This window comes from Synechococcus sp. A15-44 (assembly GCF_014280115.1).
GTDB lineage: Bacteria > Cyanobacteriota > Cyanobacteriia > PCC-6307 > Cyanobiaceae > Parasynechococcus.
Genome location: NZ_CP047938.1, coordinates 613,075 through 635,174 on the forward strand (window position 1 = coordinate 613,075; position 22,100 = coordinate 635,174).

Annotated in this window: 25 protein-coding genes and 2 tRNA genes; 14 read left to right on the plus strand and 13 right to left on the minus strand. The window is 55.9% G+C overall.

The genetic code is table 11. The annotated features are described in order from the left end of the window. Positions 1-5: 5 nt before the first annotated feature. Positions 6-482 (minus strand): Photosystem I reaction center subunit III, encoded by a 477-nt coding sequence (locus tag SynA1544_RS03395; RefSeq protein ID WP_114988265.1) that lies wholly within the window; start codon positions 480-482, stop codon positions 6-8. A gap of 77 nt (positions 483-559) precedes the next feature. On the opposite strand from SynA1544_RS03395, the gene tsaD reads away from it, so the two are divergent. Together tsaD and SynA1544_RS03405 are read left to right on the plus strand one after the other, a co-directional pair. After that, positions 560-1,633 carry a tRNA (adenosine(37)-N6)-threonylcarbamoyltransferase complex transferase subunit TsaD gene (gene tsaD / locus SynA1544_RS03400; protein WP_186514833.1) on the plus strand — a complete coding sequence of 358 codons (1,074 nt, stop codon included), beginning with the start codon at positions 560-562 and terminating at the stop codon, positions 1,631-1,633. Between the two features lie 42 nt (positions 1,634-1,675). Next, entirely contained in the window at positions 1,676-1,852 is a 177-nt protein-coding gene (locus SynA1544_RS03405) for a chlorophyll a/b-binding protein (protein ID WP_114988300.1), read from the plus strand. On the opposite strand, the gene SynA1544_RS03410 is transcribed toward SynA1544_RS03405, so the two are convergent. After that, entirely contained in the window at positions 1,853-3,022 is a 1,170-nt protein-coding gene (locus SynA1544_RS03410) for a type IV pilus twitching motility protein PilT (RefSeq protein WP_370594090.1), read from the minus strand. A 113-nt stretch (positions 3,023-3,135) separates the two neighbouring features. Between SynA1544_RS03410 and wecB the strand changes: the two genes are divergently transcribed. The 4 genes from wecB to SynA1544_RS03430 are packed head-to-tail and all read left to right on the plus strand — an operon-like array spanning position 3,136 to position 6,319. Beyond that, entirely contained in the window at positions 3,136-4,248 is a 1,113-nt protein-coding gene (wecB, locus tag SynA1544_RS03415) for a non-hydrolyzing UDP-N-acetylglucosamine 2-epimerase (protein ID WP_186514836.1), read from the plus strand. Then, entirely contained in the window at positions 4,217-4,819 is a 603-nt protein-coding gene (locus SynA1544_RS03420; protein ID WP_186514837.1) for a DUF1643 domain-containing protein, read from the plus strand. The genes wecB and SynA1544_RS03420 overlap by 32 nt, the downstream gene beginning before the upstream one ends. Further along, on the plus strand, positions 4,819-5,064 hold the full coding sequence (locus tag SynA1544_RS03425) for a hypothetical protein (protein WP_115010390.1): 246 nt from the start codon (positions 4,819-4,821) through the stop codon (positions 5,062-5,064). Before SynA1544_RS03420 ends, SynA1544_RS03425 begins: the two co-directional genes overlap by 1 nt. Continuing rightward, positions 5,054-6,319, plus strand: a complete 1,266-nt coding sequence (locus tag SynA1544_RS03430; RefSeq protein WP_186514838.1) for a sodium:proton antiporter — start codon at positions 5,054-5,056, stop codon at positions 6,317-6,319. Before SynA1544_RS03425 ends, SynA1544_RS03430 begins: the two co-directional genes overlap by 11 nt. Here SynA1544_RS03430 and gltX read toward each other — a convergent pair. The 6 genes from gltX to SynA1544_RS03460 form a co-directional block, all read right to left on the minus strand. After that, the gene (gene gltX, locus SynA1544_RS03435) at positions 6,263-7,696 is read right to left on the minus strand and encodes a glutamate--tRNA ligase (protein ID WP_186514839.1); all 1,434 of its coding nucleotides are present in this window, start codon (positions 7,694-7,696) and stop codon (positions 6,263-6,265) included. The genes SynA1544_RS03430 and gltX overlap by 57 nt on opposite strands. A gap of 21 nt (positions 7,697-7,717) precedes the next feature. Next, positions 7,718-7,791: transfer RNA gene (locus SynA1544_RS03440), tRNA-Asp, on the minus strand. A gap of 216 nt (positions 7,792-8,007) precedes the next feature. Beyond that, on the minus strand, positions 8,008-8,196 hold the full coding sequence (locus tag SynA1544_RS03445) for a hyperconserved protein Hcp (RefSeq protein ID WP_006043540.1): 189 nt from the start codon (positions 8,194-8,196) through the stop codon (positions 8,008-8,010). A gap of 37 nt (positions 8,197-8,233) precedes the next feature. Further along, positions 8,234-8,306 (minus strand) — tRNA-Trp (locus tag SynA1544_RS03450). Between the two features lie 60 nt (positions 8,307-8,366). Continuing rightward, complete coding sequence (rplS, locus tag SynA1544_RS03455; RefSeq protein ID WP_115081695.1) at positions 8,367-8,840, minus strand: 50S ribosomal protein L19; 474 nt, start codon at positions 8,838-8,840, stop codon at positions 8,367-8,369. 25 nt (positions 8,841-8,865) lie between these two features. Then, positions 8,866-9,153: a PepSY domain-containing protein gene (locus SynA1544_RS03460; protein ID WP_186514840.1), complete on the minus strand. Its 288-nt coding sequence runs from the start codon at positions 9,151-9,153 to the stop codon at positions 8,866-8,868. A gap of 53 nt (positions 9,154-9,206) precedes the next feature. Here SynA1544_RS03460 and map point away from each other — a divergent pair, with 53 nt between their 5' ends. Then, positions 9,207-10,052: a type I methionyl aminopeptidase gene (map, locus tag SynA1544_RS03465; RefSeq protein WP_186514841.1), complete on the plus strand. Its 846-nt coding sequence runs from the start codon at positions 9,207-9,209 to the stop codon at positions 10,050-10,052. On the opposite strand, the gene SynA1544_RS03470 is transcribed toward map, so the two are convergent. Beyond that, positions 10,033-10,770: an SDR family oxidoreductase gene (locus SynA1544_RS03470; protein ID WP_186514842.1), complete on the minus strand. Its 738-nt coding sequence runs from the start codon at positions 10,768-10,770 to the stop codon at positions 10,033-10,035. The two genes, map and SynA1544_RS03470, sit on opposite strands and share 20 nt — an antisense overlap. A gap of 36 nt (positions 10,771-10,806) precedes the next feature. Here SynA1544_RS03470 and ebsA point away from each other — a divergent pair, with 36 nt between their 5' ends. From ebsA to SynA1544_RS03485, 3 genes are read left to right on the plus strand one after another with little or no spacing between them, the layout of a single operon-like run. Next, positions 10,807-11,175 (plus strand): type IV pilus biogenesis protein EbsA, encoded by a 369-nt coding sequence (gene ebsA, locus SynA1544_RS03475; protein WP_186514843.1) that lies wholly within the window; start codon positions 10,807-10,809, stop codon positions 11,173-11,175. A 26-nt stretch (positions 11,176-11,201) separates the two neighbouring features. After that, positions 11,202-12,299: a phosphotransacetylase family protein gene (locus SynA1544_RS03480; protein ID WP_114988302.1), complete on the plus strand. Its 1,098-nt coding sequence runs from the start codon at positions 11,202-11,204 to the stop codon at positions 12,297-12,299. 16 nt (positions 12,300-12,315) lie between these two features. After that, positions 12,316-12,852, plus strand: coding sequence for a hypothetical protein (locus SynA1544_RS03485; protein ID WP_006851763.1), 537 nt, complete (start codon positions 12,316-12,318; stop codon positions 12,850-12,852). On the opposite strand, the gene SynA1544_RS03490 is transcribed toward SynA1544_RS03485, so the two are convergent. Next, positions 12,853-13,269 carry an MAPEG family protein gene (locus SynA1544_RS03490; RefSeq protein WP_186514844.1) on the minus strand — a complete coding sequence of 139 codons (417 nt, stop codon included), beginning with the start codon at positions 13,267-13,269 and terminating at the stop codon, positions 12,853-12,855. It abuts the gene before it with no gap. A gap of 99 nt (positions 13,270-13,368) precedes the next feature. Here SynA1544_RS03490 and SynA1544_RS03495 point away from each other — a divergent pair, with 99 nt between their 5' ends. Together SynA1544_RS03495 and SynA1544_RS03500 are read left to right on the plus strand one after the other, a co-directional pair. After that, complete coding sequence (locus SynA1544_RS03495; RefSeq protein ID WP_186514845.1) at positions 13,369-13,866, plus strand: YajQ family cyclic di-GMP-binding protein; 498 nt, start codon at positions 13,369-13,371, stop codon at positions 13,864-13,866. A gap of 112 nt (positions 13,867-13,978) precedes the next feature. Continuing rightward, positions 13,979-14,938 (plus strand): glycosyltransferase family 2 protein, encoded by a 960-nt coding sequence (locus SynA1544_RS03500; RefSeq protein WP_186514846.1) that lies wholly within the window; start codon positions 13,979-13,981, stop codon positions 14,936-14,938. Between the two features lie 10 nt (positions 14,939-14,948). Here SynA1544_RS03500 and SynA1544_RS03505 read toward each other — a convergent pair whose 3' ends face one another. Continuing rightward, on the minus strand, positions 14,949-15,203 hold the full coding sequence (locus SynA1544_RS03505) for a hypothetical protein (RefSeq protein WP_115010399.1): 255 nt from the start codon (positions 15,201-15,203) through the stop codon (positions 14,949-14,951). A gap of 324 nt (positions 15,204-15,527) precedes the next feature. Here SynA1544_RS03505 and SynA1544_RS03510 point away from each other — a divergent pair, with 324 nt between their 5' ends. Further along, positions 15,528-16,532 (plus strand): tyrosine-type recombinase/integrase, encoded by a 1,005-nt coding sequence (locus SynA1544_RS03510; RefSeq protein WP_370594091.1) that lies wholly within the window; start codon positions 15,528-15,530, stop codon positions 16,530-16,532. A gap of 537 nt (positions 16,533-17,069) precedes the next feature. After that, a complete protein-coding gene (locus SynA1544_RS03515; protein ID WP_186514848.1) occupies positions 17,070-17,444 on the plus strand; it encodes a hypothetical protein in 375 nt (124 codons plus the stop codon). A gap of 1,107 nt (positions 17,445-18,551) precedes the next feature. On the opposite strand, the gene SynA1544_RS03520 is transcribed toward SynA1544_RS03515, so the two are convergent. Next, a complete protein-coding gene (locus tag SynA1544_RS03520; RefSeq protein WP_186514849.1) occupies positions 18,552-20,819 on the minus strand; it encodes a DEAD/DEAH box helicase in 2,268 nt (755 codons plus the stop codon). After that, positions 20,819-22,096 (minus strand): ATP-binding protein, encoded by a 1,278-nt coding sequence (locus SynA1544_RS03525; protein ID WP_186514850.1) that lies wholly within the window; start codon positions 22,094-22,096, stop codon positions 20,819-20,821. The genes SynA1544_RS03520 and SynA1544_RS03525 overlap by 1 nt, the downstream gene beginning before the upstream one ends. Positions 22,097-22,100: the final 4 nt, after the last annotated feature.

Below are 22,100 nucleotides of genomic sequence, written 5' to 3' on the forward strand. Positions count from 1 at the left end.
TTGAATCAGCGTGGTGAAACAGTCACCTTGCTGTCGTCTTCGAGCAGCTTGCCGCTGGTGAATTCACCGAAGGCAGCCAGGGGCCAAGTGGCAGCAGCCAGAAGGCTCTTGATGGCGATGCTGCGATCGATGAAGATTTCGTACTGGGCAGCATTCTTGCCGCGAGTTGCTTTCAGGTACTCACGACCGGCCCAGCCGATGCAGCCGGCGACGTACAGGAACATGATCCCGGGATACACAAAATCACCGGCGTGGCTCCAGCGGCCATCGACGATCAGGTGGGGAAGGCCATCCTCACCACAGGAGGCCTGGCTGTACATCTCGAAGCGAGCTTTGGCCTGAGGCGTGGTGGCAGCGGCAGCACGCTGCTGGAAGCGGGCGCTTTCTGAGCAGGGGGTGAGGCCAGCCACATCCGCCTTGGCGACGGGGGCGAAGCCGAACACCAGGAGTGCTGAAAGCACGACGGCGAAGAGACGACGCATCGGAACAATTCCTCTGAACGGTGCCCCGAAAGGGCAAGATGTCACAACTCGGACAGTAGGGGAGGCGCATCGCTTCGATGCATGCAGTGCTTGCCCTCGAAACAAGTTGTGACGAGTCCGCTGCAGCGGTCCTGCGCCGTCACGCGGATGGGCGAATCGAGGTTCTGGCGTCGCGGATTGCATCTCAGGTTGAGGAGCATGCCCGTTGGGGTGGTGTGGTGCCCGAAATCGCTTCGCGCCGCCACGTTGAGGCCCTGCCGGGGCTGGTGGAGACCGTGGTTGACGAGGCGGGTGTCGCTCTGGGGCAGCTGGATGCCATCGCGGCCACGATCACTCCAGGTCTGGCCGGGGCTCTGATGGTGGCCTCGGTGACGGGTCGCACCCTTGCTGCGCTGCATCAGCGCCCCTTTCTCGGCGTTCATCACCTGGAGGGCCATCTGGCCTCGGTGATGCTTGGAGACGCCCCACCGCAAGCTCCTTACCTGGTGTTGCTTGTGAGCGGGGGGCACACGGAGCTGATTCTGGTGGCTGACGACGGCGGGATGACGCGGCTCGGCCGAAGCCATGACGATGCCGCTGGAGAGGCTTTCGACAAGGTGGCCCGCCTGCTTGGTCTGGGATACCCCGGAGGTCCTGCCATCCAGGCTGTTGCCGAAACGGGTGATGCAACGCGCTTTCGCCTGCCCAAGGGGCGGATTTCATTGCCGGGCGGCGGTTTTCACCCCTACGACTTTTCCTTCAGTGGTCTGAAGACCGCCATGCTCCGCACTGTGGAAACTTTGCGGCAAAACCCTGATCCGCTGCCTCTTGCCGACCTGGCCGCCAGTTTCGAACAGGTGGTGGCCGATGTTCTGGTGCAGCGCAGTCTTCGCTGTGCTGAAGACCACGGTGTTCAGCAACTGGTGATGGTTGGGGGCGTCGCAGCGAACCGTCGCTTGCGCCAAAGCATGCTCGAACAGGGGAAGCCGCGGGGCATAGCGGTCTCCATCGCTCCCCTGGCCTTCTGCACCGATAACGCCGCCATGATCGGAGCTGCGGCCTTGCTGCGTCTGGGCCAGAACACGGAATGCACCTCTCTTGAATCAGGTGTAGCCGCCCGCTGGCCCTTGGATCAGGCCGATGCGCTTTACACACCAGACCCACCCTTCTAGGTAAGCCTCTTAGGCTTGAAGGGATTCTTCGGTCTCTGCGTCGTGGACCAACCGGAAACCAGACCCGATGCTCCGGAGCCCGTGGAGGCTGATGAGCTGAACGCCTGGAAGCGTGGCTTCACTCCACAGGCCGAAATCTGGAACGGCCGTCTGGCGATGATCGGCCTCTCCGCAGGGATCGCTGTTGTTCTTTTGGTGCGTGTGTTCAGCGGTGGCTGATCAGCTTCGGCCCCGCAGGGCCTGAGCCAGCTCGTTGGGTTTGAGGCTGACGGCAACCGCTTGATCGCCGTCAATGCGACCCGCCTCCACCAGGGCCAGCAGCGATTGATTGGTGGTCACCATCCCATCGAATCCGCTGCGCTCCATGATCTCTTCCACCTCATCGAGCGCCCCCCGCTGGATGTAGTCCTTGCAGGCGTCGGTGTTGATCAGGATGTCGTGAAACGCCGTCCGTTTTGCATCTGTTGTCTTGATCAATCCCTGGGCGACCACCCCCAGCAGCGACTCGGACAACGAACGGCGCACACTCTCCTGCTCTTCAGGCGGATACAAGCCGAGAACCCGTTCCACGGTCTTCACTGCAGAGTTGGTGTGCAGCGTTCCGAACACCAGGTGGCCGGTCTGGGCCGCTTCCAGGGCCGTTGAAAGGGTTTCCTGATCCCGGATTTCGCCAACCAGAATCACATCGGGGTCTTCCCGCAGAGCAGCCCTCAGGGCGTTGTGGAATCTGAGGGTGTGCAACCCCACTTCCCGGTGCCGGATGAGGGACTTGCGGCTCTCGTGCACGAACTCGACGGGATCCTCGATCGTGAGGATGTGGCGTGCCTCGTTGCGGTTGATCCAATCGATCATGGCCGCCAGGGTTGTGCTTTTGCCGGACCCTGTCGGACCGGTGACCAGGATCAGTCCCTTCGGACGGGCCGCGAGGCTCTCCAGCACGCTGGGGAGATTCAGCTGCTCCATGGTGAGGATCGTCTGCGGAATCAGACGCAGCACCATCGCCGGCCCCCGCAGTGAATCCATCAGGTTGATGCGCACGCGCACGAAGGGGAAGGCATGGGAGCCGTCAAATTCCTTGTCGCGGTTGAAGCCATCGATCTGCTGTGGCGTCAGGATTTCCTGGAGCCATCCCTGAAAGACTTCGGCGCGGGTGACCGGCCAATCCGTGCCCTGCATGTCTCCCCGGGCCCGGTAGCGCGGCACTTCCCCAACCCCTAGGTGGACATCGGAATGGCCGGCATCATGGGCGATGCGCACGATCTCCTCGAGGCTTGGAGAGCCATCTGCAGCGGATCGGGGCGCCGGGTTGTGAACCTCCCGAAGTCCTTCTGGGCTACGGGCGGCGGTTGCGCGCGGCGGGAAGCTGGGGGGGAAAACCGGCTGAGCCACGTTGATGGCGAGGGATCTGTTTTCAGGATCGTCTCGATGCCGGAACTGGCAAGGATTTCTCACTGTTCTCTCCGGGTTAACGCCCGTAAACTCCAGCGGTCCGTCTGGATGGAATGGCTGAACAGCCCCGCGTCACGATCGTTCTGGGAACGCGTCCGGAGGCGATCAAGCTGGCTCCGGTCATCCGGACGTTCCAAGCCTGTGATGCATTGCAGACCCGTGTCGTCCTGACCGGTCAGCACCGCGAAATGGTGGGCCAGGTGATGGATCTGTTCCATCTCCAGGCGGATCAGGATCTCAATCTGATGGCACCCCGTCAGACCCTGACCCATGTCACCTGTGCTGCGCTGCAAGGGCTGCGGGAAGACTTTCAGGCCTACCCCCCGCAGCTGGTCCTGGTGCAGGGCGACACCAGCACGGCGTTTGCCGCTGGTTTGGCTGCGTTTTACGAGCAGATCCCGGTTGGTCATGTGGAGGCCGGCCTGCGCACTGACAATCTTCTGGATCCCTTCCCGGAAGAAGCCAACCGTCGGCTTCTTTCTCAGATCGCAACCCTTCATTTCGCGCCGACGCTCAAGGCTGAATCCAACCTGAAAGCATCCGGGGTGGTCGGGGAGATCGCCGTGACCGGCAACACCGTGATCGATGCCTTGTTGTTGATGGCGGAATCGGCGCCGGATGTTCAGTTTGATGGCCTCAACTGGGATCAACAGAGGGTGATCCTCGCCACGGTGCATCGCCGTGAAAACTGGGGTGAGCGGCTGCACGACATCGCTGCAGGAATGCTGCAGGTGCTTGAGCGCTACCCCGACACGGCGCTTCTGCTGCCGATGCACCGCAACCCGACGGTGCGTGAACCGCTGCAGGCCCTGCTTGGAAGCCATCCCCGAGTCGTTCTGACCGAACCTCTGGACTACGACCGTCTCGTTGCAGCGATGAAAGGTTGCTGCCTGTTGCTCACCGATTCCGGTGGTCTCCAGGAGGAGGCCCCTGCGCTCGGCAAACCCGTGCTGGTTCTGCGGCGAACCACAGAGCGGCCGGAGGCCGTTGATGCGGGCACCGCCCGGCTGGTGGGCACCGATCCCGATGTGATCCTGGAGGAGACCTCGCGGCTGCTTGGGGATGCCACGGCCTATCAAGAGATGTCCCGCGCCGTTAACCCCTTCGGCGATGGTCACGCCAGCGAACGCATCCTTGAACGCTGTCGGCGACAGCTCGGGGTCTGAAGCGTCCCTGAGCAGCGATGGCTGTTACCGCTGGTGGCTGCGGCGCTGCCTGGGTGCCGGCGAAGGGTGCCTCCTTTTCGTGGGTCTGAATCCCTCGCGAGCTGATGGCCAGCGTGATGATCCGACCCTGCGCCGTTTGATCGGCTTCGCCAGGCAATGGGGATATCGGGAGTTGCTGGTGCTGAATCTGTTCGCCCGGATGTCGCCGTCTCCGGCGGCGCTGCTGCGGGTGAAGGACCCCATCGGTGAGCAGAACGACGCGATCTTGAACCGCTGGTTCAACCACTGGTCCCGAACATCTGGGGTTGATCTCTGGTGTGGATGGGGGGCGAATGGGGCGCGATGGGACCGGGCTCAGCTGGTTCTTGGAACCATTCAGCGTTTGCTGCCGCACCGCCGACGCTTCGTTCCCGACTCGCCGCATCCTCTGATGCTCGGGCAGACGGCCTCGGGGCAACCGCGCCATCCGCTTTATGCCCCGCGTAACGCCTGTCTTCGCCCTCTTCTCTGGGCAGACCCGGAACCGATCCGTCATCCTGTGGGGACCGTGATGGATGTCTTTCCGCGCTGATGTCCCGTACGCCCCGCCGCTACGCCGTCCATCTCCACCTTGTGGGAGGGCAAACCGAACGGGTGTTTTTTCCGAAACTCGAGACCTTCCAGGAGTGGTACCAAGGGGTGGTCAATGCCGAGAACCAGGGCGGTTTCGTCAACGTTCCCCTCAGTGATCTGGAGGGCGAATATCTGGTCGTACGCCCCCAAGCGGTGATCGGCGTGCGCGTGGAACCTCAGTTCTCCTCTGTCGATGACGCCTGAGCGTCTGGGCCTCCTCTGGGGCGTCACGGTTTCCTCGGGTGCTGCAGCCCGTTTTCTGGCGGCCAAGTCGGAATTTCCTGGGGTGGTGTTGCTGCTCCTGTCGGGGCTGCTGATCGGTCGCTCGGGTCTGGGTTGGGTGGAACCCCTTGATCTCGGCTCCGGGCTTGGAACCGTGGTGGGTCTTCTTGTCAGCCTGGTGCTGTTCGATGGCGGACTGAATCTGCGTCTGCCTGGAGACACGATCAAGGCCACGGTGCAGCGCATCGCAGCTCTGCGTCTGTTGATCTCCCTGGGAGGCGGTCTGTTGGCGGCCCATTGGCTTGCGGGCCTCAGCTGGTCGCTTGCGGCTGTGTTCAGTGCCATCGTGCTGGCCACGGGGCCAACGGTGGTCACACCCCTGGTGCGTCAAATTCGGCTCGCACCTCCTCTGGGCGAAGTCCTGGAGGCTGAGGGACTGGTGCTTGAGCCCATCGGCGCCGTTTTAGCCCTGCTGCTGTTGGAGCTTGTCCTTGGCAACCTGCATGGCTGGCGGGAGGTGATGCTCGGCCTGCTGTATCGATTGGGCGGTGGTGTGCTGATTGGCGCGAGCGTCGGCTGGCTGCTTTCAGAACTGCTGCGACGGCTCAAACCCGATCAGTTGAAGGGGCTCCCGCTTCAGCTCAGTCTGGGTTTGCTGTTTCTGATGTATGGCGTCAGTGAGTGGCTTCTGCCGGAATCCGCCCTGCCTGCTTCGGTGGCGGCGGGCATCGTTGTCGGTCGACGTCCAGGCCCCCACACCGCTGAATTGGATGGTTTGATTCAGGAACTGGCGCAGTTGGCGATCACGATGCTGTTTCCGCTGCTGGCTGCTGACGTCTCCTGGGTTGAACTCAGTCCGCTGGGTTGGGGCGGCATCCTCTGTGTGCTGTCGTTGATGCTCGTGGTGCGTCCGATCGGCGTAGGTCTGGCCACCATCGGGTTGCCCTACAAACTTGAACAACGGCTGTTCCTGGGTTGGCTCGCTCCGCGAGGCATCGTCACCGCAGCGGTGGCCTCTCTCTTCGCGATTCGCTTGGAGCAGGCCGGCATCCTGGGGGCAGGACGCCTTCAGGGGTTGGTGTTCCTGACCATCCTGATGACCGTTGGTCTTCAGGGCCTCACGGCTCAGCCGTTGGCTCAGGCTCTTGGCCTGGTCAAAGCTGAGGATGACGAGCCTGCCTCAGCCGAGGCAGCGGCGCAGACGCGGCAGGTCCTCACCGATTCGGGCCAGCAATGACCAGGTGGTGATCAGATCGGGGCCTTGAAGACGCCCCAGCAGAGCGGCGCGCATGGACTTCATTACAACCCCTTTCTTCACACCGGCTGCTTTGGCGGCATCCCCCAGCCAAGCCTTGGCTTGATCAACGTCGCTGCCGTCCCAAGGGTTGTTCTCGAGCCGCTGAAGCAGGTCTGCAATGGCTGCCTTGGCTCCGTCGATCGCGAGTTGCTCGAGGGCATCGTCCTGGAGCTCCGGACGATCAAAGAACGGTTCCGCCTGATCGACGCCATCTTTGAGCAGGGTGAGGGATGGCCCCAGCAAGGCGCAGAGGTCCAGGCACCAGCTCTTGTCGCTAGGAGCGGTCCAACCCCGTTCGGTCCAAAGCGGCGTCAGTTCTTCCAGAAGATGGTCCGCCGTCCAGCCGTGCAGAACCTGGGCATTCAGCCAGTTGAGCTTGTCCCAGTCGAAACGCGCCCCGGCTTTGTTGACGCGGTCGAAACCAAAAACGGCTGCGGCTTCACGCAAGCTGAACCGTTCCTCCATGCCCTCCGGTACGGACCACCCCAACAAGGTCATGTAGTTGGCGATGGCGTCAGGGGTGTAACCCATGGCGCGGAAGTCGTTGATGGAGGTCACCCCATCCCGCTTTGAGAGCTTGCGTCCCTCGGCATTGAGGATGAGAGGAGCGTGGGCAAAGGTCGGCAAGGGCAGGCCCAGCGCTTCGTAGAGGAGCAGTTGCTTGGCGGTGTTGGCAATGTGATCTTCACCGCGGATCACATGGGTGATGTCCATCGCGGCGTCATCCACCACCACCACAAGGTTGTAGAGGGGGTCGCCGATTTGATCCGCCGGGGCGCGGCGGGCAATCACCATGTCTCCGCCAAGGTCTGAGCCTCGCCAGCTCATGGCGCCACGCACCAGATCATTCCAGCGAATTTCGGCAGCGTCATCGATGCGAAAACGAATCACCGCTTCACGGCCTTCTGCCTGAAACGCCTGCTCCTGCTCGGGGGTCAGAGACCTGTGGCGGTTGTCGTAGCGCGGGGCTTGATTGGCCGCTTTCTGCGCATCGCGCATGGCCGTGAGTTCCGTTTCGCTGGCGTAGCAGCGGTAGGCCAGTCCCCGATCGAGCAGGGTCTGTATGGCATCACGGTGCTGCCCCACCCGTTCGCTCTGGATGACGGGTTCCTCGTCCCAATCGATCCCGAGCCACTGCAAGCCTTCGAGAATGTTCTGGGTGTACTCGGGCTTGGACCGCTCCTTATCGGTGTCTTCAATGCGCAGCACGAACGCGCCTTGCTCGTGCTTGGCGTAGAGCCAATTAAAAACAGCGGTTCGCGCCGTTCCAATATGGAGCGTGCCCGTCGGGCTGGGGGCCAATCGAACGCGCACCATCGTGGCTCTTGGTGGTGAGAACGGGACCGACGGGATTCGAACCCGCAACTTCCGCCGTGACAGGGCGGTGCTCTAACCGGTTGAACTACGGTCCCAGATCTGATTCAGAACTCGCGAGACGCGCTCCGAAGAATCTGATCTGAGTCGCTTTCGCGACCTGATCAGTATCAACTGTCGCCCTGCCCTCCGTCAACAACTGAGCCATGGATCAGCCTGGTTTTGTCATCCGGGCGCCGCCACAAAAAAATCCCGACGACAGAGTCGCCGGGACATGAGGGAAAACATCGGCTCAACGCCGAACGTCTAACGATTCAGGGACGGAATCCTGCAGGTTCGATGAGCCGAACCTGATTGCCGCGGGCTGTGAATTCACGCCCTTGATCACTCTGAACGACCACACGGCCGCCGGACTTGACGCGTATCACTCGGGCACGGACCCAGCCGAGGGCGGCTGACTCCAACACCTTCACAACATCACCAGGTTGAAGATCCAACTCCATGCTCAGAACCGGGAAACTGCACGAGGGGAACATCGGACGCGCCGTGGAGGACTCGAACCCCCGACATCAGGTTTTGGAGACCTGCGTTCTACCAACTGAACTAACGGCGCAAGGCGATGTACCCCTCAGCCAACGTTGAAGTTGGCAACTGATTGAACGAGGTCGAAACCTCAGCGATCGAAGCGCTGCTTCACGCGGGTGGCCTTGCCCACCCGTTCCCGCAGATAGAAAAGCTTCGCCCTGCGCACTTTACCGCGCCGTTCCACCTTGATGGAAGCCACCTGGGGGCTGTGCAGCATGAACACTCGCTCAACGCCGATGCCCTGGAAAATCCGGCGCACGGTGATGGTCTGGTTAAGGCCACCATGGCGCTTGGAAATCACCACGCCTTCGTAGGGCTGAACACGCTCCTTGTTGCCCTCGCTGATGCGAACACCAACGCGCACGGTGTCGCCCACGTAGATCTCAGGGAGATCATCCTTCTGCTGAGCCGACTCAAAGGAGCGAATCAGAGCTTCAGGGCTCAGTTTCTTGGCAGGGGCACCGGAAGCATTGCTGGCCTTTGCCGCTGCCTCAGGTGCTGTTTCCACAGCCGTTTCAGTGTTGTCGTCGGTCACCGCTGTGTCCTTCGAATCGGCTGCCATCCCAGCTCCGCGTTGAATCGCCAAACTATGAGTGTACCTTTCGACGCCATCGCTCCATCAGGAGCCCTATGCCTGTGATCAGCATCCACATCAGGCCGATGGCGTTGAGAAGAACGACGACCGGTTCCAGGGTGGAACCAAGCCATTCCCCCTCGTGCACGACCATTAACCAGTGAACCTGGTCCCGGCTGGCTCCGAACCAGTCCCGGGCCAGGCGGTAACTGACACCGGAGAACACCGTCACCAACAAGGGCGCCAGAACGAAGGGTGCAACGCTTCGATGCAGTTCCCGCAAGCGCGCAAGCAGCGACATGACCGGCATCAATTCGGTTGCTGTTGATAGCGTGACGGATATTGGGCTGAGCCATGAATCTCTTTGCTGATCTTCTGGCATCCACCCAGGCAGCGCAGGGGCAAGTGACGGCGACGGGCCCGCACATTCAGAAGCGTCGCGGCGTTGAGATCAAATCAGCCCGTGAAGTGAAGATCATGCGCCAGGCCAGCCACATCGTCGCCACCGTGCTGCGGGAGGTGATGGGATTGGTGGAGCCAGGTCAGACGACGGGAGATATTGATGCCTATGCGGAAAAACGCATTCGAGAGATGGGGGCGACCCCAAGTTTCAAGGGCTATCACGGTTTTCCGGCGAGCATCTGCGCCAGCATCAACAACGAAGTGGTGCATGGCATCCCCAGTCCGAAGCGTGTGATCCGCCAGGGCGATCTGCTGAAGGTGGATACCGGTGCCTATTTCGAGGGTTACCACGGCGACAGCTGCATCACGATCTGCGTGGGAGATGCACCCCAGGAAGCACAGACCTTGAGCCGTGTTGCCAAGGAAGCCTTGATGGCTGGTCTGAGCCAGGTCAAAGCAGGTAACACCCTGCTGGATATCGCTGGAGCCGTTGAAGACCACGTCAAGGCCAACGGGTTCAGTGTTGTGGAGGATTACACCGGCCACGGTGTCGGCCGGAACCTGCACGAAGAACCTTCCGTGTTCAATTTCCGCACCGACGAGCTCCCCAACGTCACCCTGCGTCCTGGCATGACCCTGGCGATTGAGCCCATCCTCAATGCCGGCAGCAAGGCCTGCCGCACCTTGCGTGATCAGTGGACTGTCGTCACTCGCGACGGCTCTCTCTCGGCGCAGTGGGAGCACACCGTTCTGGTGACCAGTGATGGATGCGAGATCCTTACCGATCGGGGCGACTGAGGATCCGGCTGTAGATCCGCCGTCCAAGCTCGGTCAGAGGCATCAAGACATACGTCAGTGGGTTTGGTGTCACGATCACCAGGCGAAATCCCCAGCTCGCCTGGCGAAGCACTTGGCTTGCGACGAAATCGGCGCCCATCACCCCAATCGGATTGAGCGATGAGCGAAAGGGCCCGAGCACCAGCTTGCGCAGGATCAGGGCTTCTCGTCCGGTGGCATCAAGCACCGCACCGCGGATGCTCACAAGTTGCCCCAGCATTCGCTTGGTGAGTTCATACACGGGACTGACGGCAGGCTGAATTTCAGCCTCTGAGGTGTTGATCCACACCTCCCTCGGATCAGCCTGCGGCGATGCTCTGCTGATGGCCTCAAATCGCTGCATCAGCCTCCAGCTGCTCAAGGTGTTGATCTCCAGCGCCTGATTGATCACATCAGGGCTTTGGCCGCCTTGAGGATTGATCCCGTGGTTCAGCACCAGAACATCGAGCTCCTCCAGATCGGCGTCCAGGCTGGCTTCGTCTCCGCAGCTCCAGCTCACCCAACGGTGTGGGCCGTCCGCTTGCTCTGGAGGTATGGATCCGTGGGTGAAACCGACGACGTGGGCGCCTGCGGAACGGAAGCAACGGGCCAGGGCTGCGCCGAGGGCTCCACGAGCGCCTGTGATGCCGATCCGTTTGCCGAGAAAGGGGGACTGGGCCATGGGGCCAGCTTGGGGCATCCTTGAAACGAGCGGAGCACGAATCAAGCACCAGCTGTGTCAGATGCCGCCCAACTGGTTCTGTTCGCTCCCTACTGCGGTGGCGTCAGTCGCGAGCAGGATCTATCCGCAGCCCTGCAGATCCTGGGGCGGGGCGCACTGCAGGGGCGGCGTCCGGTGGCCGGAAGCGATGGACACCCCTACGAACTCCGCTGGAATGGGGTTGCTGCACCGATGGAGAGGCTGGACTGTCAGCTTCGTTTTCTCGGTCATCCCGAGGGAGATTTTGATTTCGCCGTTACCACCCATCAGCTGGTGGTCTGGTTGATGGATTGTTCCCATCTGCAGCCATCGGAGCCCGATTTGCCCAATGGGTTCTGGCAGTGGTTGTTGATCGAGCGCGGAGATGCTCCTGAACAGGCCTAGATTCAGTGGTGTCAGCAATCACCTCCATGGGAACGACACTGTTGATCGGATCGTGTGAGCCGTTCAGTGGGAAGTCGGCCCTTGTTCTTGGAATTGCTCAGCAGCTCGCCCGTGCCGGACAGCAGATCAGGTTCGGAAAGCCCCTGGCCACAAGCCTGGACTGGGACCCGAACCAGGGACCGTTGCCTCAACCACTCATCGACGACGACGTTCGATTTGTTGGTGAAACGCTGAATCTGCCGCCTGAGCGTTTGATTCCTTCGATGCATCTGCTGTCGCCGACAACAGCTGCCCAGCGGCTTGGCCAAGGCGAGTTGGACGCTGGCCAAGGTTTTGCGGAGCTGCGCCAGTGCATTCAGTCTGACGATGGACTCACACTCTTGGAATGTGCGGGAAGCCTCCAGGAGGGTTTGCTGTACGGCCTCAGCCTTCCGCAGCTGGCCACAGGTCTGGATGCCAAGGTCGTTCTGGTGCACCTCTGGCAGGACAGCCGCAGTGTGGATGCGCTGCTCGCGGCCAAGCAGACCCTGGGTGACCGTCTGGTTGGAGTGGTGCTGAACGCCGTCACTCCAGAAGAGGTCGACAGCTTGGAGCGACAGGTGGTTCCTGCCTTGCAGGGCCTGGGCTTGCAGGTGTTTGGCGTTATGCCCCGCTCTCCTTTGCTGCGCAGCGTCACCGTCGGCGAGTTGGTGCGGCGCCTCAATGCCCGGGTGATCTGTTGCCAGGAACGGCAGGAACTGCTGGTGGAAACCCTGAGCATTGGCGCGATGAATGTGAATTCCGCCATGGAGTTCTTCCGCAAGCGACGCAACATGGCTGTTGTGACGGGAGCTGATCGCACCGACATCCAGCTGGCCGCCCTTGAGGCTTCAACCCAATGTTTGATTCTCACCGGGGCAGGGGAACCTCTCCCTCAATTGATCAATCGCGCCGAAGAATTGGACGTGCCCTTGCTCAAGGTGGAGCACGACACCCTGGCCACGGTGGGGGTGATTGAGCAGGCTTTCGGCCACGTGCGCCTGCATGAAGCCGTGAAGGCCACCTATGCCTTCCGTCTTGTGGAGGAGCATTGCAAGCTTGATCAGCTCTTCAATGCATTGAATCTGACGGTTCAGCACGCCTGATGGTTGCTAACTTCCGATGAAATCAGGCGGCAAGTTTTCCTTGGGTCAGTCACTGGATCTGCCGGCTCTTGATCGGGTTGACACGCTTGCGCAGGAACTCGCTCTTCTGCAGGACAAAAGCCAGCGAAGGATCGCCATTCTCGGCAGCCGCCATGTGCCCGTCGTGGCGGTTCACCTGATCGAATTGGTCGCCCGGTCCCTGGTGCAGGAAGGCCATTCCCTGATCACATCCGGATCTCAGGGGGTGAATGCTGCAGTGATTCGAGGGTGTCTTGAGGTGGATCCCTCCAAGCTCACCGTGCTTTTGCCCCAGAGCCTCGATCGGCAGGTGCCCGAAATCCGAGATCTTCTCGATCGGGTGTTGCACCTTGTGGACAAGCCTGAACAGGACGACCTGCCCTTGCCGATGGCCAGCAGTTTGTGCAACCAAGAGATCATCAACCGCTGTGATCAGTTGATCTGTCTCGCATTTCACGACAGTGAAACCCTGCTGGCGAGTGCACGAACTGCTGAGGACATGGGAAAGGTGGTGAGCCTTCTGTATTTCGACTGATCAGCCGGCGGCGCTGATCACGGCCCGCAGTCCCTCCACGTAGCAGATGCCAACGGCAGTCACCCCCGTAGCCCAGCAGAGTCCTCTTAGGGGTGGGACGTTGCCGACATAGGCAAACAGATAAACAAATCGGATGCCTGGCCAGATCCACGCTGCTGCGATGGCCGTGGGGCTGCTGACTCCGCTGATCAGACACAACAGCATGGCCGGTGCCCCCAGGGTCAGTGCTTCCCAGCTGTTCTCCTGGGCCCACACGGCGCGCTGCCCGAAGGCGGGCAGCCGTTCAAACATTGCACGAGGCGCCTGAAGATCCGCCATGGTGAAGTTGGCTTTGGCCCGTCCGGCACCGGTGAGCACGATGCTCACCATCACGACGGCTCCCATCAGGCAAAGGGCCCAGGCAAACGCAGGGGTCATGACATCCAATCAATCTCCGGGACCTTAACGGGCTTGGGTGGACAGCACGCTGCTGGAGATCGGTGGGTTTCTAAACTGGAGGATCGACAGGTTTGCGACATGGCCAGCACTTATTCCTTCGATGTGGTCTCTGACTTTGATCGTCAGGAGCTGGTGAACACCCTTGATCAGGTTCGTCGTGATGTTGGCAACCGCTATGACCTCAAGGATTCCGGCACCGAGATCGATCTTGAGGAAACGGAGCTGGTGATCACCACGGCCAGTGATATGACGCTTCAGGCGGTGGAGGATGTGCTGCGAACCAAAGCGACCAAACGCAACCTCTCCCTCAAGATTTTCGAATTTCAAACACCTGAAACCGTCGGAGGCAACCGGGTGAAGCAGGTGGTGAAGCTGCGTAAGGGCCTCAGTCAGGAGGTTGCGAAGAAGTTGAGCAAGATGGTGCGCGATGAGCTCAAAAAGGTGACGGTGGCGATCCAGGGTGAAAGTGTGCGGATCACCGGCAAGAGCAAAGATGACCTGCAAGCCGCGATTCAGCTCGTCAAGAGTAAGGAAGATGAGCTTGATGTTCCTCTGCAGTTTGAGAACTATCGCTGATAAGGAGATCGCAAGGTTTGGTTTTGGGCGGTGTAAACCTAAAAGTGGTTCTGATATTCAACAGGTTCTGTGCTGTTTTTTGTGGTAGCTTGAATCAACTTATTTGGTTTAAGTGAGCAGCTTCGCTATTGCGGTTCGTGTTTTTGATGGCGAAGCTCCTTATTTGCAGTCTTTCATTGATCACCATCGCCGCCTAGGAGTTGATGCTTTCTATCCGGTGCTTGCCCCGGGAGGTGCGCCGTTATGTCGCGAAATTTTTGCGCGAAATGGAATCGCATTTCATGAGTCGGATGGTCAGAGGATCAGCTCTGTTCAGAATCTGATTCGTGAGGATTATGTCGCCGTTATTGATGCTGATGAATATTTGCATCCGGATCTTTTCTCGTTTCTTGGTCAGGAGAAGGTGGAATCGCTCCTGATGCCCTGGAGGTTGACGGCATCAATGGATGATGGTTTTTTTGAAGCTCCGAAAAAGAGGTTTTTTGTTTTCCCTCAAGTGAAGTCGATCGTCAAAACATCGGCCCTTCAACGGCTTCGCCTTCATGCATCAGCCACGTCTGGCTCAGGGAGGTGTCTGGGAATTGAACAGGGGCAGCAATTTCCTGTGCAGCACTACTACCTTCGTGGTCTCGATGACCTTCTGCTGAAAGAGGGTGGTGTGGTGAAGCGAACCTTGGCGCAAAGTTCAGGACGGAAGCAGGTGAATCTGAACGCTGATGAGACTTCGATGGATTTCCCCAGCCGCCATGCTCGTGTGGCCTTCCTTCTGAATGTTCTCAAGTTCATGCCCGAGCAAGCTGACCCCTTCAGCATGTCGTTGGATCGTTCCATGTTGGATCATCTTCGGGGCAATGTTGAGGGTGACCCAGGAGCCGCCAAGCAAGTACTACGTGACAGTGTGGTGAAGATTCAAAATATTTATCGGAATCGCACAATTCGTCGAGAAATTAGAGCCACGCAGCAGCAGCTTGCTGCAGATCCTCTCAAGGTGAGTTATCAGAAACGGGTTTTGAAATTGCTCCGGCAGGATTTTCAGTCTCGTCGCTCATGGTTGGCACGTTTTTTTCGCTGAGAGCTGACGTTTAATTGCTCTGGTCCCGGGCCCGTCGGGCATCGATGATCTTTGCCAGTTCCAGCACATAGCCGGCGGTGCACCAGCGCCCATGGCTGCGGGATCGGTTTTCAGGGTCCGAACGGATTTCAGCGGTCTCGGCCATCACGAGATCCAGCTCTCCCTGTGGCAGGTCATAGAGCTCCTGTAATTCCAGTTCCCGGCTGAGCAGATGGCTGCGAAACCATTTGCGATTTTGTTCCTGGGGCGGGATGTCTTGGCTCAAGGGGCATCACAGCGTGGATGTAATTCAGTTTGACTCCGTGAGTCAGGCAGGGAGTCGCAATGCCTTGTACTTGCAGGGATTTTGAAGGTGACGCTCAAAGATGCTCAGGACCCTCCTGATTGCATAAGCCAGAACCCAAGCCAGAAGGGCGCTGGATCTCATGTTGAGACTTCTTAGGGCTACGAAGGGCTACAGGCTCAATAGATCTGGCTTGGCTTTTCAGGGGTGTCAGATCTAAGCCCGAATCCCATGTAAGGGAGAGGGATGCTGAAGAAGCCACCCAGGGTGAGGGACAACAACGGTGCTCTCCAAGTCAGGTTGAGGTTGGGTGGACGAGACCATTTCATCAATCGGATCGGTCGTTTCGACGATCCAGTTGCCCAAGCGAGGGGGCAAGCCATCTGTGCCGAGATCTGGCGAGATGCCCAGCAGGGGGATTTGGACTTATCCCTAAATCGATATCGCCCACTGGTGGAGGGTCGAGACCAGGATTTGCTCAATGCCCTCAGGTCATTGGCAGATGACAAGAGGCAGGCAAGGGTCACGCATGCCTATCGAGTAGTGAAGAGGTTTGGCTTGCCGCTTAGGACCAAAGCCGAGGTTGATCGCTTTCTTGCGTGGATGAAGGCAGAGGGGTTAGCGGCATCCACTCAGTCCACGATCCTTTGCACGATTCGATCTGTGCAACCAGGCAATGAGCCATTGCGGTCGGTTCAGGTCAAGGTGCCAGCCAGGTCAGTGCAGGCGGAGGTGCTGAGTAGGGAAGAGATCAAGAGTGTGCTGGACGACCTCAGAAGCAATGAGGAGTGGTTTTACCCCTGCTTTGCCTTGTGGCTAGGCACAGGTCTCAGGAATGCAGAAGTCATTGGTCTGACCTGGGACTGTGTGCGCCTGGAAGAAGGCGAGCTGTTGATCAGCAAGACGCTGAAGCGTATTGGCACTGCCACACTTCAACGGGTGTGGTCAGGCACCAAGACAGGCAAGGCGCGTGTGGTGCCGTTGAGCAAGCAGGTCGTTGAGGTTCTGAGGAAGCACAGAGAAACCATGCAGTGCTTGGGTCTGAATACGAAGGATGGCTTGGTGTTTGTGACGCCAAGAACTCATGGGCATCTGTATGACTCAGGGTTAGAGAAGGTCTGGAAGCGGTCGCAGCGGCGTGTGGGACTAGCTCCAAGGCGTCTATATGCCCAAAGGCATTCATTCCTGAGCCATGCCTTGGCGATGGGAAATAGTCCTGCTGATTTGGCAGCAGTGGCAGGACATCGCACTGAGGAGCTGCTCAGGACTTATGCGAAGCCCACAGGGCGAGTGAAGGTGCCGACATGGTGAGGCAGAGCAAAGATCAGTGGATTGAGGAAAGGCGGGAGAAATTCAGATGCCCTCATTGCGGAGAAGTCGTTGCCTGCTCTCAGGAGGGAGTCCTTGGTTTGTATTCAGCCAAGATTTTCAGAAGGCATCAGCATGCGTGTGAGCGAGAAAAGATGATCTACCAATGATTTGACCAGTGCCCTTGCTTTAGGGGGCTTCTGCTGGCTGATAAGGCAGGGTGTGTGCCAATTTTTGGGGCTATATCAGGGGTCTTGAGCTTGCCGATTTTATGCTCCAGAACCATTGGTTTCACTGGCTTTTCTGAGCCGTTTTTTGTCTAGATATGGGGTGCAAAATTGCTGTCACACACAAGGCGGTATTCGCTTCTACGTGCCATATAATATGTGTATCGAAACGAGGGCAAGACGCCTCCTCTGCGATACGAAAATAAAATACTCGCCACCGCATATCTGCTCTGGCGAAGACGATAAACCGTCTTTAAACCCTAGCGGTGAGAAACACCGAGAACAAACAATCTGTACTGTATTGGAGTCTGCTATGAAAAGCTATCAGAAGTTGCATGAAGCGCTGAGCGGAAGCAATAGTCTTATTAAGACGAATGTTTCTGGGACTGGTTTTGCCTTTACTTGTTTTAGTAAAGATTGCCTGAGTTATCGATCTGTTGCTACCGCAATGCGTGTTTGGCTGGAAAGTGAATCGATCAATGTGCATGTTGGCGTTGCGTCTAGTTGTACGTTTGCCGATGTTGAATCTTTTGTCGCGAGCCAACCAGACAAGCATGTGCTTACTTTCCCTGGGTACCTATTTGTGGTTGAAGCAATGCCCCTCTTGACTGGTTTTGATCAGTTTATGGATGGTGTTGTTTTCAGCTGGAATCGACGGGCAGCCCGCCTTGCAGGCGCTTCCCGTTGATGCACCCCCCAGAGCAACTGCTGCAGGGTCTCTCAGTGACTTTGCAGCATCTGGGATGGAGAAAGACTGACAGTGGGGTGTATCGCTTTCGATGCCCCTACTGCCAACACGACAGTCATGCCCCTGGGTACATCCATAAGGGGTATCTCCATCCTGAGAAAGGATCTCCAGGTCGATGGAGGTTTAAGTGCCATCGCTGCGGCATGGCAACGACCTTGCTGGACTTCGTGAGGGAGCATGCAGCTCACCTGCTGCTGCCCTCTCCAAAGGTCTTAGAGGTGTCCTCACCAGAGGCTGTTGATGCTTGTGGTGATGTGGAGAGGTTTACTCGCCTTCCACCTCAGAAGGGCATCTCCGATACTCTCTGGAGGTCACAGAATCTACCGAGACATCTCTACAGGGGTAATTCAAGGATTATTAGCGATGAGCACTATTAGTCCTTATTCCCTTGAGATAAGCCTCAGTTTAATATGACAGCAGGCTACGCATAGCTGTTTCTGACTGAAAACTCTTATACATAGTGGTGAAGATATAGGAAATTCAGACTCAGGACCTCTCTGAATGTGAATCGATTGGATCTTGGTTATTGAGCTTTGATTCCGCACTGCTTCCGCTTTAAGTGCGCTTGAGACCGCTTTAGAGTACTTCTTAATTCAAAAGTGATTTGTTTTAAGGTAGAAACCATATAAATAGATTTAAATACCTTCCATAAGTCAAGTGTGCTTGTTGTCTGAGGCTTCATCCTCTTGGGTTTAGTTTGATTCCTGATCAACTGACATCACTATCTTTTCTATTCAAAAACTATGTATATCACTAAGACCTCCTCTACTAATGTCTCCTTCAATAGACGAGAAGTAAATGCTTTTCGTCAGATGGAGGAAGCCTTGATGCGTAAGACCAGACTGACAAGGTCTGGTTGCTACAAGGTGGCAATGGAAGACTTTTACTTCAAGCACTTCCCAAGAAGATGAATATCAAGCTAGATAAGAAGAGTGAGGCTCGTCTCAGGGAGATGCTGAGAAAGAACTCTCGTTATGGATCAGTAGATCTCATTCTCAATGAGGCAGTAGGAATGTTCTATGCTTCAGAAAGGAAGAAGGGTTTTCGTTAATCCTCCTCGGCAACAGGAGGTTCGAAGCTTAAAAGCTCCTCAATCGCCTGTGGAAGATCAATATCTCTAGAAAAGCAATCAATATATTTCAGAGATTTTGGCAACAGCCACGACCATTTACCGGAAGATGGAGTGACAGCGCTCTCAAGAGTAGTCGAGAAAAACGCAAGCATTTGCTCCTCTACCTCCTGAAGAGAAAGCGCTAGTAGCTTTTCCTTAGCCTCTAAAAAGGAAGAGCATTTTGCTGTAACACCCAATTCCCTCGAATGAACAGTAGGAGAGTCATCCGTTAAAGCAGTGAGAAGAAATTGAATACCACTCACAGAGCGAGACCCTGACCAAGGGAACCAGGTCACCAAACCATCATGGAATCCAAGCACTGAAGTGTCATGGAGACCCAAGAGGTGATATCTCTCTCTAGCCTCAGACAAAAGTTTCAAAGAGGTCTCATCGACATATCCTGGTATTGAATTTGATTCAAGAATCTGCTTCATCTTTTTACGGATCCGAGTATGAATCCTGAGCCTTCCAGCTCCACCAGGTGTGATCCCTCGAACTTGAGCTTGAACAACAGAGATTGACTGAGAAGCCTCGTTGATAGATTTAATTATCCACCTTCTACCAGCAAGCAGCAAATAATCACCTTCAGCCAAAAGGCTGCTAATAGGTATTCTTGCAATCAAATTCCCTGAGTTGAAAACACTGAACTCTCGCTCGGTGTCAAAGACAGTATAAAAATCCATTGAGTGAGTCATTCGCTCACCACGTTCGCTAAGCGTGAGCATTCCGTTCGACAATTGAATTATCAGTTCTTTATCGCCCAATGAATTAAGAATCTCCTTAAAGTAATCCAATGAGCACGAATATGCTTCGGCGGACTGAATCTGGCGCCACAACTTTGAAGCACTCGTGCCACCAGTTTGAGCAAGTATGGATAATATTTGATGAGCAGTAATACAGAGCGATATGCCTTCTATCTCAGGTGGCTCATACCAATCAGAAGCTATGAGCTCTAGGCATGCCATTGAGCGTAAAAGGGACTCTCTAAACATGACCGAATAGTCATTTTGAGCAGCAGGACTTTCTAAAGACTTCTCATTAATATATGCACGTAATACTGGCTGCTTACCACGCCTTCCAGACCGACCGAGCCTTTGTCTGAGTGAAGACACAGATTGGGTAGGACCGACTTGAAATACCGAGTCAACAGCTCCAATATCTATCCCCATCTCAAGAGTTGAAGTGCAAGAAATAGACATCGGCTTGGCTCCCTCTCTCGCCCTTTGCTCCACGTCTTCGCGCACGTCTTTGGACAGAAGACCATGATGTGCCCAGAAACATTTAGGAACGCCAGCTTCAGTACACAGTTGATTCCCAATATCGACAATCACTTCTGTATTGCTTCTGGAATTTGGAAATATCAGATTGGTTGAATTGCGATGTTCATAAATTTGACGCCCAACGTAATGCAGAAAGTCAACAGGCTCCTTGTCGTCTTTATCAGGAATATTTTCATCTGCTTCAGGATCCATCTGAATCTGAACCTCACCTGACTCAAACCCAAAAACTCGAAGCCGAATAGATTGCCCTTCCTGCGATGCCTGGATGTGCTGAACACGGCTTGGCTTGGTCGGAGATAAAAGACGAGCGACAGCACTCCTATCGCCAAGAGTTGCCGAAAGTGCTACTCGCCTCACATACCTCTCTGCAAGAAGCGAGAAACGATCTAAAAGAGACACGAGCTGCTCACCACGATGCTCACCAACAAAAGAGTGGAATTCATCGAGAACAAACGATGTGAGCTTTTTAGCTATCGAGCGAGCCAGCTGAGGACGATTGACTAACATTGCCTCAAGCGACTCAGGAGTAATAAGAATTACCGAACGAAGGGATGAAGAAACTCGTCCCTTAGTAGCTGCAGAGATATCCCCATGCCATGGAATTATCTGAATATCAACCTCCTTGCAAAGGCTCTCTAGACGCTTCCATTGGTCGTTAATGAGAGCTTTGAGAGGTGAGACATAGACAATCAATCCACCTGTTGGAGAATCAGATGCAAGCAATTCCGAGATCAACGGAAGAAAAGCAGCTTCTGTCTTCCCCGATGCAGTCGGAGCAGAGATAACTAGATCATTTTGAGTATCTAAGATTGCATGAATAGACTGAACCTGAGCAGGATTTAATTGCGTCCAACCACGTGAGTAGATCCAACTCTGGATCTTTGGATGAAGCAACGAATACGCAGAGTTACTTCCCGCAGCCATCAACCATTTAGCTGAAAGTCAACAAGATCATCATCAGTGTCTTCATTGAGATGGAGATCAGGGTCCAAGTCAGGTTCAATTTCTGAAGACTGCAAAAGCTCAGTTGTATTGCATGAGGGGTTCCCTTCTATGACATCCCTAAGATTAAGATATCCCCTAATAACATTCCTGGGTGAGGTAAAAAGCTGACTACCAAGTTTACTCCGGCAATGAGCAAGATAGTCGACAACAAGTTGATCATCTCCTTTGTTGGAGATACTATCCCCAGAATCATATATATCTCTTACCCTAGATACCAAATTAAAAATCTCCTCGCTTGTTAGGGGCTTGAGCCTTATTACAGGATGATTGGGATCAAAGAAGCCTTCTTCAAGAAACTCATTCTCTTGCAGTCGACTCTTCAGTGCTTCATAGGTGTATAAGCCCTTACGTTCATCAGTCAAGAAGTCTGGGGTTCCTGAAAGCATCACAGCCATATGACTGCAACTTCCTTGAAGCAAGTCGTTTAGGATCCTCAACAACTGTTCGTAATTATTCTTCCTAGATGAAGTTTGTGTGATTCGCATAAGATTAATCATCTCATCAATACATATCACCAGTCCCTTGTATCCAACCTCGACAACAAGAGAGCTAATCGCTTTTAAAGCATCGAAATAGTTGTCATCATTAATTATGATCCTAACGCCAAGCTCCCTAGAGGCTTCAGTTTTAGTGGAGTATTCACCCCTAATCCACTTCAATGCGCTGTAGCAGACCGAATTATCTCCCGACTCGAAACCAGATTTATACGAACGGAGTACGGATATAAGCTCAAACCCAAGCGAATACTTACTAACACTTTTTTCTAGTTGCTTGAAAGAATTTTCCGTACAAGTCTCAAGAAATTTTTCGACAATAGTTTGGAGCGCATCACCATCAGGCTTGGTCTTGGTTGACAAATTCCTGACAAGTTCAGAGTAAAGAGAACGTGCTTGACCAGAAGTGCTATACAAACGTTTCTCGGGTGCAAGATCTGCATTCACAACACAAAGATCTTTTTGATGCGCGATCTCCTTATTTAAACCTAAAAAGAAGCTCTTGCCCGATCCATATTCACCAACAACAATCCTGAATGAAGTGGATCCGTCCACTACATTATCAAGCTCACTGATTAGTGATTTTATTTCCTTTGCGCGACCTACCTGAATATGGTGCATCCCCTTGCGTGGCACAACACCAAATTTGAGATTGTTCAGGAGTTTCTTACGGTCACGGTTACTAATTTTCAAGGCGAGCAAAAAA